The following is a 15,219-nucleotide window of genomic DNA, read 5'->3' as shown; positions in this document are numbered from 1 at the left end:
AAATATGCTATGAGTTTTACCGGATCTATCCAAAAATCATATCTTATTTACGTATATATTTAAGTAATTTCCAAGTATCCCCTAGTCATTAATTAAAATACTTTTATGCAAATAATTCTACCAGGTATTTCCACAAACGATATAATAAAACACTTTTATGCAAGTATTTTTTCCAAATATGTCCAAATGCTATTTCAAATACACTATTTATTTAAAGAGATTTTCCATACATATCCAAATGAGATATCATAACATGCTTTTATTTAAAGATTTTTACCATATATAACCAAAAGTGTCTATTTAACATCTATTGCGTCGAGGAAATCTCCAGATATAATCTATTCCCTATTACATCCCAACTCCAACATCTACTGTTAGTTCCTCATGATAAATCCATGCGTTCTGCTCTGGCGTTGTCGCACCAATCCAAACAAAAAGCGGATCTGGTCCATGTGACCCATTGAAGGTAACTACTAGATGTTTGTAGAGTTTGAGATTATACTCATCTTCTTCCCTGAAAAAGGAAAGCTGTGGATTGTATAAGCGATTTCCTACGGTGTACTCATTTCGATACTCACTGTATTCGGGTAGATCCTCCGGACGCTTTACTTGACTGAAGGTGACGACAATTTTTCGGGTTTCAAAAAATAGCGATACATACTCATAGGATAAACCTGCTGTTCGAATTTCTGGTGTTACATTTAGTTCTGGGTGTTGTTTCGCGATGTGGTAGGTAGAGTCGAATACATAAGAGGCACGTTGTCTAGAGATGAAGTTTCTTTCGGTGATGAGATCGGACTTTCCTTCCCTATCCTTATAAAATCGCTCTAATCCAAGTTTAACCCCTTTAATAATTAATTGCCTTTCTGCACTGCTTAAATAGAACTCATTACTAGAATCTAGCAAAATCCAAACCTCCCTATTCATTCGTTTTTCTCATTATACCTTTATGGAGGTGTCGAAAAGTGTTAGATTCTGTATTACATATTAATCAAGAATATGTTTCATGACAATTCTTGAGTTTGACACATAAAAAGAGTAACCTTTTGGTCACTCTTTTCAAATGTAGAATTTTATCTAAAATAAGCCTTTTGTAGCTTGTTTCCATGTTTTTGCCATTAGCATATTCCCTGTCGTATTCATATGAACACCATCTATTGTCAGGGGAAAATCTTTTTTATGTTTTAAAAATGTAATAAATTCTTGATGTGTTGGGACGAGAACTGCATGATATTTTCCTGCTAGTCTATGGATGATTTCAATATATGGTTTAAGCTTCATATTCCCTTCTGATTGAATATCCTCTGATATGATCGTAGGTTCCATTAGAACTATTGATGCATTCGTTTTTTGCTTAATACTTGAAAGGAGAACTTCATATACTTCTTCAAATTGCTGCGGAAACACTTGATCGATGCCAGGAGAATCTAATTGTCTCCAAACATCGTTGATACCAATGGATATCGATACAATATCCGGTGTAAGGGAAGTAACATCCTTTTCCCACCGTTCTGCTAAATCTGTCACCCGATTTCCACTTATTCCTTTGTTGATAATTTCCAAATCCCTTTCTGGGTAGGTAACCTTTAAATAATCGTGGAGTAATCGAACATAACCAGTTCCAATCATATCATTCTCACTCATACCCCACCATGTAATACTGTCGCCAATAAAAATGATTCGTTGTTTCATTCTTTACCCCCTACACTACCTATGGAATACTAAACTATTGTTAATCTGACATTGCTACTACTTTATCATTCCATTCACGCAAGTAATACTTTAGCTTTTCACATACATAACCAATGTAAAATGTAATCATGCTGTATGGGCTATCAATTTCTAAAATAGAATCGACCTTCAATCGTTCAAGCTCGTTTTTCCAATATTCCAAGTCGGAGATAATTAAATGCAAGTCATCAAATTCTATTATTTTTTCAGGATCTATCACCCGACTTGGAAATAAATGCACATTCCATTTTGATACTTCCGAGAGTACTGCCTCCATTTTCTTAAGTGCTTGTTTCGCTTCCATTTGATGATCGTCGAAGATTGAGTAAAAGTCTTCTTCAATGTCTTCAAAGGCATCACCCCAAGTTAATCGAGCAAAATAGTAACTATTCATTAGCTGAATCGATTCCCATGGAAACCGGTAATCCAATTCAAGAGCATCTTCTTTTGGTAGAAATGGAACAATTAGGTTGACCATTTGTCTAATTCCTAACTTAGTATACATTTCGATATCCTTATGAATCCTTTGAAATAAAGGTGGAAATAGATCACCTAACATAAAATGATCGCTATAGTATTCAAAAATCGTTATTTCCTTTTGATTGGCTTTCGTTGCTTGACACCATTTTTGTAAAGCCTTGTATGCTCTTTCCTCATTGCTAAAAGAGTGTTGATAATTCCTACCCCAGTATGCGAATAACGTATTCACAGAATTAGAACTATCAATATCATCTGGTAGTTCTAACATATCCCACGATAATCCTGCATTATAGGATATATGCTCTACTTCAATACTAGGAATTTGCTTTTTTATTTGTTCAGTAAATTCGATGTAACGGGATAAAAAGTGATCGTCATCATTTATCCCAATATCGGCAGGCCATAATGATAATCGTTTGATAGAAGGTGTTTTTTCAAGATAGTTTTTTATTCTAGCAATTATAGAACTTTTCCAGCTATCATCTGAATAATCAATCTGCTTTTTATCCGAATTTGAGATTTCCTTCAATAAGTAGTGCATACTATGTCCGCCAATCGTAATGTTCAGCCCACGTTTTTCAATCTCTTTTTCTATTACGTGTTTTACTTTATCCCATAGCATAAAAGTAAAGAATAGTTCATTGATATAGTGTTTCGCTGCCCAATCGATGATCTGTATCAGAAATGAAGTGTCATCATGATTTTCAATAACTAAGCCTCTTCTATCCAATTTCCCGCTATGAATTGCTGGTAGTATTACACTATCTTTGATTTTAATTTTTTCTTTAGCTAAAAAATGCACCCATCTATATCCAAATAGTATTTTACAAGCATGATAAACACCATAGAGTACAGATCTAGCATTTGATCCAATAATATAAATCTCACTTTCCTTTTGTATGAACTGAAAAGTATCAACCGACGAGTCATGTAATGTAGACCGTTCTACTAAGCCCTTTTCAATAAAATCATGTGCTAACCCTAACACAAAAGAATAAGAAATGGGCTGCCCGACCTGTCCTGCATATTTGAGCAACTCTTCTTTAGCAAAAACTACAGGTGTTTCATCAGTAAGAATGCTGCATGTAACCGACATTTGGCACCTCCACACACTAATCTAGTAATGATTGATTTAATTCACTTAAAATAAGGCCTGAAAGGATAATAGCATTTGTCCATCCACTTTCTATCACATATGCACCCCAGCCAGTGTCACCATTATTGCCAAAATACTCACCGCTCTCTAGGTGAAAAGAACGCATCCAGCCACCTGCAAATTCCTTTTTCGGAGAATAAATTTGAATCCCGGATAAAAAGTGTGATAGTTTTTCATAAAATGCTTGTACTGTGGGGTCACCTGTTGCTTTCCAAGTCTCCCACGCATTCATGAGCAAAAAATTATTCGTATACAATTGATCGGCAATCCCTTCACCATTGATGCGAAACACACCCGTATCTTCTGTTCCATATCGGTCAGGATCAGGATTATCACTTTCCTCAATACCACCTAGTTCATGTTGATGTTCAGCTAAGTATTCAAGAATTTCATATAAGCCTTTACGAATGGTATCATCCTTCGTCACGGCATACATTTGCGCTAAGGATAATAGAAATCTGCTATAACCAGCTGTTTGACTATACATGTACTTTAAATCCTTTTTATTCTCTAGCATTGTTAACGTACCTTTATACGCGGTTTGTAAGAATCTATCATCCTTTGAGACATAATAGGCTTGGATAAAGGTAGCATGGACAATGGCTTCAAAATGTGGATTCATACTAGCATTCGTTGAATTTTTGAAAAAGGCGGTTCCATTGTCAATTAGTTCATGTTCACGGATACACTCCGGTCGAAGACCTTTTTTATTTTGCGTGTTTAAAAGAGCATTTGCTGTCAATAAGCCTCTTTCTTTATATTCATCTTGTCCGGTTTTACGGTATAAATATAGTAGAACAAGTGCTACCCAACTATTATCATCCGAAAAGATTTGATCCGGCTTACACTTCGGGCTTTGAAACCATTTCCAAAAACCATAGGTAGCTGAGTCAGGATCTGTATCCTGGTAGCCTTCTTCGAATAAATAGTTTAATAGATTATGAGACCTTTCGATCCACTTATGGTTCTTCGTATATTCTCCATACAGGTAAAATAAAAGTGCAGTATGTGCATGACAATCTGGTCGAAAATCCTCACTAACTTCGCTACGAATCGAATGAACATTTTCATATACTCCAAGACTTCCATCATCATTCGGTAAAATACCAGAAGTTAAAAACCAATTCATACCCTTTTCAATTGTTTTTTCAATATCAAATTCATTTGCTGGTTGAATAATGGGCTGTATAAAATGAAGTGGCAAATGATAGTCCATTTGAAGCCATTTTATAACATCATTCCATACCCAATTCGGTCGCAACGTCCAAATTTGTTTATTACCTAAAAAGGAAAACGTCGAAAAAATGGATTTCCCTTTCCCGTGCTTTTTCATCACTATTCCGGGGTATTTCCCTTCCTTTTCAGTTCGATGGGTCTCTTTAAAATTACCGATATCCAACATTCTTTCCGTGTCAAAGGTAAATCCTGTTAAAAAGGGACCTTGCCACTCGAGCAGCTGCCCTTTGTTACAATAGTGATTATCACTTGAAATCACTAGTTTTTCTAAACGACGATTTGTTACCGAAAAATCCTGCTTGAATCCAAAAAGGCGGGAAGATGGAAAGTCATCACAATTGATAAGCTCCCCATATAAAGTCCCACCATCCTCCACATAAGCCCAAAGTTTTTCAAGCATTTCATACGGCAATTTCATTGGTTTCCCATTTTCATGACCATTAATAAAAATAAATGAATATTGAAAGAGGTCCTCTTTTAATAGTTGGTTAATCTCTGAAAAATAATGATTATAGGGAACAAAGTGTTTCATTTGCATGCTTTTATCAACTAGAGCGATCAATCCGTATCCACTCCACTCTTCATCTTGATCATATTTTATGAATTTTCGGCCACTCCAGTTCAATTCCCGCATTCACTAAACGTGACTGAAAATCCTTTAGTTTGTCATCCTGATTTCTCACTTCACTTGGGACGATTTCATTGTCAATACAATAAGTTGCTAGATGGCCGGCTGCTTCTCCGATATTCCATTCCACTGGATGTAGTCGATAACAGCCATTTGTAATATGAGTGGTCCCAATATTTTTGCTAGCTGGCAACAAGTTTTTAACTCGGATAGGTAATAAACTGCCAAGTGGAATTTGGAATGGATGAGATGAAAAATCAATATAAGTATTCATTCCTGTACTCGGATGCAGGTCTAATCGATAACTTCCTATCCCTACGCTATCCGGAAAGTAGCTGGCACTTTCTTTCCCTTCAATTTCACCGCTTATATGCTGTTCCTTCACTGTAAATTGTGCTTTAATTCTTCTTGATTCACGGATATATGGGTACATTGCCAAGCCATCTTCTGTTCCTAATACATCTTTTCTTAACCGAATACCAGGATACCCTTCTCCGCCATCTGGACGAGGTGCTTCCGTCTGCATCCAATATAGCAATGATAAACTTAATTGTTTGGCATTATATAGATGCTTTTCTTTCTCTTCATCGGTTACATCAATAATAGGTCCTAACCAATAATCATTTTGAGGCCAGTTGACGATCGTTATATCACTTTGAAACGTGCCCGGTTCAAAATTATTCTTATTGATAATTCGACGGTAATTCCATAATGAAAAGCGATTTGGCTCGTAAAAAAGGGAGTACTCAATCGGTTCCAGTGTATGAGGTACTAGACCCCACCAGCTTAATTGTTTATCAGGCCAAAATTCAGCTTGATAGTTTTTCCAAAATTCATATTGGGCAGGCTTTTCAATTGTATGATCTTCCCCTTCAATATGATCAATCGCATAACAATATGTAATTGCTTGCATATTCAAGGGTTCTGCATCCTTTGGTGCATGTGCTTCACCTGTTTCGGCATGGGATTCTGCACCAGTAACATATTCAACTTCTGCTAGTGGTAAAACATCTCCCATTTCTGTAGCATCCAAAAAATAGTTTCCTTTTAACAGGTAGGAGTGCCCAGACCTTGTATGTTGAACGATGACTGCATGAACTTGATCTTGTTCTGTTTCAGCTTTTATGATTTTATACTCTGTTAATAATGTTAACTTTCCACTACTTAAAAAGGGTGCTAGCATATCGTAGAGCACCCTTAATGCAACTCTCGGTTCATGACTTATTTTACTAACGATAGCAGTACCAGGATTAAATTGATCATTCGTCCGTTCAGTAGTTATTACTGGATATTTGGTAAAATAATATTCTCTTATTTTTCTTCGGAATGTCCGGTAGCTTCTCGTTGCTCCAAAGCTTTCAACCCATGGATGCTCATCAGGGGGTACCCCTTGGTTTGTGATTTGGCCACCAATCCATTTTGTTTCCTCAGTTAAAACCACCGTTTTTCCAGATTGTAAGGAAGACAGTGCTGCTGCACATCCACCTAAGCCTCCACCAATAATCACTAAATCAGCTTGTAGTTCTTGTGAGCTTGTCATTTTATCACCTCTTTTTATCAATTCAAATCAATTTTACAGGTGTTTTATTCTCAAAGGATTGATAGGCTGCTAATGCTACTTCTACCGCTTTCATTCCCGAATGGCCTGTTGCTAGTGGGGATCTTCCTTCTTTAATACTTGCAACAAAATCTTCAATCAGGCCGGCGTCCATATCATCTCCCCAGCCAATCCATTTAGCCCCTTCCTGATTGGAATAGAAATCAATCTTTTGAGAGAACGCGTCAATCTTTAAGGTTCCTTTCGAACCGATAATTTCCATTGTTACATCGCCCCAAGTTGGATATGCGCTATTTCTTGACCAACTACAGTCTAGAGTGGCAAACATGCCATTTGTAAACTCCATTGTAAGAATTCCACAATCATCAATCGGATGATCAATGTATACATTTCCTATTTCTGCGTAAACTTCCTTCACTTCGGCCCCTGTAAACCATCTCATTATATCGACAACATGTACCGTATGGTCGAGAACCGCACCACCGCCTGATTTCTCCTTGTCAATAAACCAACCACCAGGATTGCTTCCCCGATTTGTTCCCTTTATGGCTAAAATATCTCCTAGTGCACCTTCTTCAATCACTTTTTTAGCTTGTTGAATTGGTGTGTTAAATCGAACTGGAAAAGCAGTACCTAGAAGAACTCCATATTGTTCACATACACGAATCATTTCTTCACTGTCTTTTAAATTGGTAGCTAATGGCTTTTCACACAAAACATGCTTTCCAGCTTTAGCTGCTGCGATTACATGTTGATGATGAAGACTGTTTTCAGATGTCACAATAACTGCATCAATTTCAGAATCAAGTAGATCCTGATAATTTTTATAATAAACTGTGTCAAAAAGCTGTGAATATTTCGTCCCTCTTTCTTCATTATCATCGGCAACCCCAGCTAGTGTGACACCTTTCATTGCATTTATAGCAGATGCATAACTATTCGCGTGCATATGGGCGAAGCTTATAATTCCAATTTTCATGTCAGTTTTCCCCCTTTAGTGTTACAGGTAAACCTGTTTTTATTGATTGTAGGGCTGCGACTGATATTTCCATCGCTTTATATGCATCTTCTGCTGTGACAATTGGTGTTTCATTCGTTTTCAAACATTTCAAAAAATGCTGCAGTTCAATAAAATATGGTGATTTTTTCAAAGGACTTTGAGGTACTTGAACACCATTCTTGTCCCCATTTGATTGTTTCATTGAAAGAAAAACAGGCTCTTCTTTTGAACTATCATATTCGATAATCCCACTTTTTCCAGCAAGTTCAAATTGAGTCGAAAATGCTTGATGGACCCACGAACCCTCTACATGTGCGATTACTCCCGATTCAAAGGCCAATGTCACAATTGCATAATCGAGATCAGCAAGACCTTTCGCAAATACTCGCTCCACTTCACCGAAGTTCCAACGTAAAAAATCAAAATCATGGATGATTAAATCGAGAATTACCCCACCACTTTTCGACTGGTCTGAATACCAGTCGCTCCATCCAGGTGGAAAGTTTCCACCACGTCTTGTTCGAACGACACCAATTTCCCCAATGGAACTATTAGTAACAAGCTCTTTTGCTTTTGCATATTGCGGGAAGAAACGAACTACATGCCCCACAAATAATTTCACGTTTTTCTTATTACAGTAATTAATCATTTCTCTGGCATCTTCAAGTGTGTATGCTAAAGGTTTTTCGCATATGACATCAATTCCATAATCAGCAGCTTTCCTTACATACTCTTTATGTAGAAAAGTTGGAACACAAACATCAATCACATCAATTTGTTCGAGATTGTTTACAGCCTCTTCTAAAGTTTGAAAAATTTGTGTATCATGCTCACCGATGATTTCCCTGGCTTTTTCTTTTCTTTTGTCAACAATCCCAACGACATGAACATCCTCCATAGCATAATAGGATCTAGCATGCTCATTCCCCATTGTTCCTGCACCAATCAATAAAATGTTTTGCATACAATCCACCTCTTTCCTCAATTTCAAGAAGTTGCTTTATAGATAAATTATATTTCCATCCACCAGTTGGAGATTACGGTTTTATACCAGTAGTAACTTTCTTTTTGAATGCGCTTCAATGTCTGAAAGTCTACGTATACAAGACCAAATCGTTTCCCATAACCATCTGCCCACTCAAAATTATCTAGTAACGACCATGCAAGATAACCAATGATCGGGATTCCCGATTCCATGGCTCTACTTACTGCAGTTAAATGCTGCCCATAATAGTTGATTCGGTCTTGATCATTCACTTTCCCATCAACAAGGTCATCAACACAACAAGCACCATTTTCAGTAATAAACAACGGAATATTTCCATACCGCTCAGCAAGATATTGAAACACTTTATACAAACCTTCTGCATAGATTGGCCAACCGATATGTGTGTGGTTATAATCGATTTCAATATTCTCAATATCTAGCAATCCAGCATGTTGACAAGAAACTTGTCACACCAAAGGATGGGAGCCCATCTTGAATGCGATAAAAACCTTCCTTTATATGGTCCATAAAATCATCACCATTCAGACCATGTATATGTGTGTCGATAAAACCAGGACAGATCCACCCCTCTATTTGGTAGAGGGGTAGATCCATCATTTTTATATCTGTTTTCTTGCCAACGAAAATAATTTTTCCATCTTTGATTTCAATAACCATACTTTTAAATATTCGTTTATCGGTAACAACATTTCCTTGTAAGCAAAAGTGGTTACACATCATTGACATCAAAATCCTTTCCGCTGTAAGCTTAATTTTCCTCATACTACGCAAAGTGAATTAATTTTGTAAGTGTCGTAGATTCCTTGTTTAATAGTTTTTCAAATTCTTGTGGCGCATCTACAAATTGCACAGTTTCAGAAATAAACGGTCCGACATCTATCCGTTTATCCTTTACAAGTCGAATATATTCTTCCAAGTTCCTACCTTCTGTCCAGCGAACATATTCATAAGGATAATCTATGGCTTCCCTTTCATATACACTGTCATATCTTCCAGGACCGCCTGCACGAGATATGAGGAGCTGTGCCTCTTTGCCAAACATTAAGTTTCTTGGAAAGTCTGGCTCAATATCCCCGACAATGACTGCCTTCCCTTTATTGCGAATCCACTTCAAGCATTCATGTGTGAGCGGAGAACGCTTTCCCCCTGCACATAAAAGAACCGCATCTGCTCCACGAGATTTTGTTTCAACCTGAATAGCCTCTTCCATCTCTTCTACAGATGAAAACGATTTAATATTTTCCTTCGTTAACATCGCTACTCGACTTTCGTGGAGATCATACGCTATCACATTATAGGCTGCTGCATTGGCAATTTTAGCAATTAATTGCCCTAAAACCCCTAATCCTACAATTATCACTGTTTCGCCAAATTGTAGATTGGCAATACGTAGTGCATGAATCGCTATTGCTCCTAGTCCACCTAGAGCCGCTTCCTTCGGATTTACAGAGTCAGGAACCTTGGCATACAATGTTTTCGGTACTCGTAAATATTCATCATGGTGAACATATGGCGCTCCATAGCAAGCAACGAGATCCCCTTTTTTCACATCGGTGATGTCAGGACCACATTCAACGACTTCACCCATCGCACTATATCCGAGGTGTACCTGTCTTTCTTCACTAAGTGATAGCATTCCTAGCTCAGTGCCAGGTGAAATAACTGAATATAATGTTTTGACTAATATATAGGAAGGTTTTCCTTCTAGACTTGGTATTTCATCTTCAATAATTTCGACCTTCTTGTTGTGGGCAACAATTCTTTTCATTTGAAATCCTTCTTTCGTCGATTATTTAGCCAGCCATTTCGATAAATTCGCTTTGACGAATTCATCATCATGCAAATGTGGATAGCTAGCATAAACACGATCTAACTCTTCTGCTTGACCTGGACTTAATACTTCACGATCAACTAAACACCAATTTCCTTGAAGTAATCCTTGTCTTGCTAAGATTTCATTAATTCCAGCTATACTTCCTTTAAAGCCGTTTCTAGAATCAAATATCCCTGCATTGGCATCCGTAATTTGTTGTCCAAGAGTGAGTAACTCCTTTGGAATGGAATCATGTTCTCTGATTTTTCTAATCTCCTCAAATGTCTCAACGACTCGTTTTGTCCAAACAGACCAGTGACCAAGAAGTCCACCAACGATTTTCTTTTCAACTTTTTGATCTCTAACTGTAATTTCAAATGTTGTTAGTAAATCATTGATGATGTTATCGTCATTTCCCGTATATAAAGCAATTTCTTCATTCCGAGGAGAATTACATACAGCACGAACTACATCGATTGAAAAATATCTGTCAAATGGTGCAATTTTGATCGCAAATACATTTGGAATGTTGGAAAAGCGCTCCCAAAATTCATAGGAGAAAATTCTTCCGCCTACAGCTGGTTGTAGGTAAAAGCCGAATACCGGGATAATTTCTGCTACTTTTTCAGCACGGTCGATTAATTCACTTTCAGAGAGATGATTTAAACCACCCATACTCAAAAGTCCTAAATCATAGCCAACCTCTTTGCTAAAAGTTGCCTCCGCAATAGCCTGTTCAGTAGGTCCACAAATTCCTGCGATTTTAATGAAATCATTAGGAACATTGGCATGTTTCGTTTCCTCAATTGCAATCGATAACACCCTTTGATAAAGATTGAATTCAGGATCTCGGATTTCAAATTGTGTAGTATGAACGCCCACAGCAATTCCTCCGACACCTGCATCGATATAGTACCGTGTTAATGCTCGTTGTCCTGCTTCATCAAGCTGTCTTTCTTCTGTCAACGCAAGTGGGTGAGCAGGAATCACTGTACCCTCATGAAGCTTTTTCTTAACAGCCTCTTTTAACATTAAAAAGCACCTTCTCTTTCTTGGAAATGTGTTGGTTTGTTGATTGTTTGCCCATCACCAACAACCCAGCTAGCTGTCATATCCATCATTTGTTGAATCGTTACCTTTGGATAACCAAATAATTTATGAGCATGAGAAGCATTATTAAGCAATGCTGTAGGGCTTTCACTATTAACAAAAATTGGTTCCTTTTCCATTCGCTTTCCGAATTCATTGGCTATCCATCTCACTGAAAGTGTCTCTGGTCCTGTCACATTAATAATTTGTGGAGGATAATTTGTATGCAGTAGGGAGCGAATTGCATATTCATTTGCATCACCTTGCCAAATGACATTTACATTTCCCATTGTTAAGTCAATTGGCTTACCTTGGTACACTGATTTTGCGATTTCAAGTAAAACTCCATATCGAAGGTCAATTGCATAATTAAGCCTAAATAGAACAATTGGAGTTTGATGTTTATGAGAGAAATAGGTTAGCACTCGTTCTCTTCCTAAACAGGATTGTGCATATTCACCAACTGGATTTGGAGCCACGTCCTCCGTACAACCATTGCTTAAAACCGAGGTTAATGGATAAACATTTCCTGTTGAAAACGAAACAATCCGTGAGTCCTTAAATTTTTCAGCAACACGCCCTGGAAGGTATGCATTCATCCCCCATGTATAATGCTCATTCCCCACTGTTCCAAATTTAGTGCCAGCCATAAAAATAACATTTTTCACGAATGGTAGGTTTTGAAGGTCTTCTTCCTTCAAAAGATCAGCTTTGATGGTTTCAATTCCATATGATTCTAATTCTTCTATTAAACTCACATCTGTGAATCTCGCAACACCAATCACTTTTTTAGGTAAACCTGACTGATCAACAGCTCGCTTTGCTAATTTTGCTAAAGTCGGTCCCATTTTTCCACTTACACCTAAAATCATGATGTCACCGTCGAGTTGTTGGATGTCCTTAATTAAATCTTCACTAGGTGTTGACATAAAGTCTTCTAATTCCGCAATCGTTTTCATTTAAATCCTCCTACTATATTCTTTTTGTGTTTTATTGTTAGGAATAACATGGTATTTACTGATTACCTACATTTTATATTCGGCTTTATTAAAAGACAAGTCACTTAAAGGTCTTTTAATAAATGCTCAATTTTTATTGACAATTGGAGATGTTCCTCTTAATCTAGTATTAAGATTATTTAAAGACATTTCTTTAATATGTCTTTTACTGGAGATGAAGTGATGAATACGAATCAATTGTCAAATAATGGTACTGAAATTATCATTGGAATTGTGAGTCCTGAAGCATTAGTGAATGAAGTTATGAAAGCGCTTGAATCGTTTCCTAATTTCCAACCTTTCTTTCTTCATTCCACAGCATCTACTATTGAACCTAAGGATATAGAAAATTTGATCAATAAGGTTGAAGTACTCCTCTTTATGGAATTCCCTACCTATTTGAAGGCCAAACAGCTTTTCAATTTTGCAATTCCAGCCCATTATGTTCCGTTAATGGGTACTGGTCTTTATCGATCACTATTTTTAATAGAAAATAAATATGATATTAGACACTTATCAATTGATACAGTTGAAGAGAAGTACATTCAACGGATTTTATATGAATTAGGCGAAACCAATTATGAATTTACATCCATTTCTCCATACAGCCAGAATATTTCATTCGAGGCGATTATTCAATTTCACCAGGAAAATTTTCAAAAATATGGATCCATTGCGATTACCGGTACCGAAGAAATTTCTCTGAGATTATCAGAATTAGGAGTACCGAACGAATGGGTTATCCCTACATACCAGGACTTAATTGTTTCTCTTGAGCGAGCATTGCTTGCAACGGAAGCACGCAAAAATAAAGAATCTCAAATTGTGTTCGGGATTATTGATATTGATAAATTTGATAAAGCCACAGAAAAATACACAACTGAACATGAAGTCCAATTATTTAAGTTGAAATTTCAACAAATGATGCTAAATTATACAAAACTACTCGATGGTCATTTGATCAATTCAGGTGGTGAAGAATTTTCATTTATCACAACACGTGGTATTTTCGAACGAGAAACCCGTGGATATAAATTCATCCCATTATTAAACACAGCAAAAACAGAATTAGGTGTATCAATAAGCATTGGTGTTGGGTTTGGGCTCTCCGCTGCTGAAGCAGGTAGCCATGCAAGAATGGCTCTTCGTCAATCAAAGGAATTAGGTGGCAATGTCTGCTACATCGTTCGTGAAGACCAAAGTGTAATCGGCCCAGTTGACATTATCACGGATACACAATACGAAAAATATGATCTCTCCATTACAGATGCTGAGTTACTTTATAAAGCAGAACAAGCCGGAATGTCAGCAGCATATATGACAAAGCTAATGGCTCGAGTAGCACGCCATAAGAAATATGATTATACTGCTCAAGAGTTAGCTACCACCTTAAACATTACAACGAGAAGTGCCCATCGAATTCTATTAAAATGGATGGATGCCAACTTAGTCGATATTGTAGGTGAAGAAAAAATCACCTACAAAGGTAGACCAAGACGCATTTACCGACTTAGCTTTATCCTGGATGTACAAGGTTGAAAAGAAATGAAACGGCGGGAATTGCTTTTACCCGCTGTTTTTTTAGATGTGTCTTCTTCCTTTTTCCTCCTATATGTATACCTTTTTTCCCGTCTCCCTGCTTTCGTTTGCCGCTTCAATAAAACGAATAATTTCCCGCGTTTCATGTAATTGCACTCTTGATTTACCGTCCTTAAAAAACTCCAAAACTTCCTCTAATAAACTAGCATAAAACGGTTTTGAAGAAGAATTGATCGATACATATTCACTGCCTTTTTCAAAATGAATAACAGCACCGAAATCAGCATTTCCTTTTCTATTCCCTCTTGCTGAACAAAGTCGACCGTCTTCCCATTCTGATACAATTAAATCGAAATCCTGATTGGATACTGCCCTTAAATGTTTCGCACCACTACCGAGGATTGCAAAGAGCATTTCAATCGTATGGATTCCATACCAAAAATAGCCTGGTTGGGTGTCAACTATCTCCATTGGTCCAAAGCAGTCCGCTCCTATTATTCTACCTTTATCGTTAATAGCAAGTACTTTAGTTAGACTTTCTGCAAAGCGTAATGCTGAAGAGCTCATAAGCGGTGTATGGTATTTCTCAGCTAATTCCACCATCTCTTTAGCATCAGCAGTATTTAAGCAAAAAGGTTTATCAACGAAAATCGGTTTCTTAAATTGGCATATTTTGCTGACTTGATCCAGATGAACCCTTCCATCCACTGACTCAACTAAAATGGCATCACATTTCTCTGCCACTTCTTCTATCGTATCAACGATTTTAACACCATATTGCTCCACTTCTTTCGTAATTGAACCAATACGGGAATAACTTAACTCAAAATCAGATGATCCGACTGGACATGCCATAACTACCTTCCCACCCCCTATATAAAATGGGTGGGAAGAATCATTTAATAATTTTGTAAAAGCCGTTGCATGTGAAGTATCGAGACCTATCATCCCTATTTTTAAATCCATAATAAATTCACTCCTT

Annotated in this window: 14 protein-coding genes; 1 reads left to right on the top strand and 13 read right to left on the bottom strand. The window is 37.1% G+C overall.

Annotated features, from left to right (window positions below):
* Positions 1–348 precede the first annotated feature (348 nt).
* From V7097_RS07540 to V7097_RS07485, 12 genes are all read right to left on the bottom strand, one after another.
* Positions 349–906 (bottom strand): hypothetical protein, encoded by a 558-nt coding sequence (locus V7097_RS07540; RefSeq protein ID WP_335702992.1) that lies wholly within the window; start codon positions 904–906, stop codon positions 349–351.
* 171 nt (positions 907–1,077) lie between these two features.
* On the bottom strand, positions 1,078–1,692 hold the full coding sequence (locus V7097_RS07535; protein ID WP_335702991.1) for an SGNH/GDSL hydrolase family protein: 615 nt from the start codon (positions 1,690–1,692) through the stop codon (positions 1,078–1,080).
* 40 nt (positions 1,693–1,732) lie between these two features.
* Complete coding sequence (locus V7097_RS07530) at positions 1,733–3,307, bottom strand: hypothetical protein (protein WP_335702990.1); 1,575 nt, start codon at positions 3,305–3,307, stop codon at positions 1,733–1,735.
* Between the two features lie 16 nt (positions 3,308–3,323).
* Positions 3,324–5,165 (bottom strand): hypothetical protein, encoded by a 1,842-nt coding sequence (locus tag V7097_RS07525; RefSeq protein WP_335702989.1) that lies wholly within the window; start codon positions 5,163–5,165, stop codon positions 3,324–3,326.
* A 28-nt stretch (positions 5,166–5,193) separates the two neighbouring features.
* Positions 5,194–6,771, bottom strand: coding sequence for an FAD-dependent oxidoreductase (locus V7097_RS07520; RefSeq protein WP_335702988.1), 1,578 nt, complete (start codon positions 6,769–6,771; stop codon positions 5,194–5,196).
* Positions 6,772–6,793: 22 nt separating this feature from the next.
* A complete protein-coding gene (locus V7097_RS07515) occupies positions 6,794–7,768 on the bottom strand; it encodes a Gfo/Idh/MocA family protein (RefSeq protein ID WP_335702987.1) in 975 nt (324 codons plus the stop codon).
* Position 7,769: 1 nt separating this feature from the next.
* Complete coding sequence (locus tag V7097_RS07510; RefSeq protein WP_335702986.1) at positions 7,770–8,753, bottom strand: Gfo/Idh/MocA family protein; 984 nt, start codon at positions 8,751–8,753, stop codon at positions 7,770–7,772.
* A 47-nt stretch (positions 8,754–8,800) separates the two neighbouring features.
* Positions 8,801–9,220, bottom strand: coding sequence for a family 1 glycosylhydrolase (locus V7097_RS07505; protein WP_335702985.1), 420 nt, complete (start codon positions 9,218–9,220; stop codon positions 8,801–8,803).
* Complete coding sequence (locus V7097_RS07500) at positions 9,207–9,518, bottom strand: hypothetical protein (RefSeq protein ID WP_335702984.1); 312 nt, start codon at positions 9,516–9,518, stop codon at positions 9,207–9,209. Before V7097_RS07500 ends, V7097_RS07505 begins: the two co-directional genes overlap by 14 nt.
* Before the next feature lie 43 nt (positions 9,519–9,561).
* Positions 9,562–10,566 carry a zinc-dependent alcohol dehydrogenase gene (locus tag V7097_RS07495; RefSeq protein WP_335702983.1) on the bottom strand — a complete coding sequence of 335 codons (1,005 nt, stop codon included), beginning with the start codon at positions 10,564–10,566 and terminating at the stop codon, positions 9,562–9,564.
* Positions 10,567–10,587: 21 nt separating this feature from the next.
* Positions 10,588–11,643 carry a dihydrodipicolinate synthase family protein gene (locus V7097_RS07490; protein ID WP_335702982.1) on the bottom strand — a complete coding sequence of 352 codons (1,056 nt, stop codon included), beginning with the start codon at positions 11,641–11,643 and terminating at the stop codon, positions 10,588–10,590.
* Positions 11,643–12,659 carry an NAD-dependent epimerase/dehydratase family protein gene (locus tag V7097_RS07485; protein WP_335702981.1) on the bottom strand — a complete coding sequence of 339 codons (1,017 nt, stop codon included), beginning with the start codon at positions 12,657–12,659 and terminating at the stop codon, positions 11,643–11,645. Before V7097_RS07485 ends, V7097_RS07490 begins: the two co-directional genes overlap by 1 nt.
* Before the next feature lie 222 nt (positions 12,660–12,881).
* On the opposite strand from V7097_RS07485, the gene V7097_RS07480 reads away from it, so the two are divergent.
* Positions 12,882–14,237, top strand: coding sequence for a hypothetical protein (locus V7097_RS07480; RefSeq protein WP_335702980.1), 1,356 nt, complete (start codon positions 12,882–12,884; stop codon positions 14,235–14,237).
* A gap of 69 nt (positions 14,238–14,306) precedes the next feature.
* Here the strand turns inward: V7097_RS07480 and V7097_RS07475 are convergent, their stop codons facing one another.
* Entirely contained in the window at positions 14,307–15,203 is an 897-nt protein-coding gene (locus V7097_RS07475; RefSeq protein WP_335702979.1) for a Gfo/Idh/MocA family protein, read from the bottom strand.
* Positions 15,204–15,219: the final 16 nt, after the last annotated feature.

The organism is Bacillus sp. JJ1562 (assembly GCF_036962705.1).
Classification (GTDB): Bacteria; Bacillota; Bacilli; order Bacillales; family Bacillaceae_L; genus Ferdinandcohnia.
The sequence above is the reverse complement of the archived record's forward strand: the minus strand, read 5'-3'. Positions and strand labels throughout refer to the sequence as shown.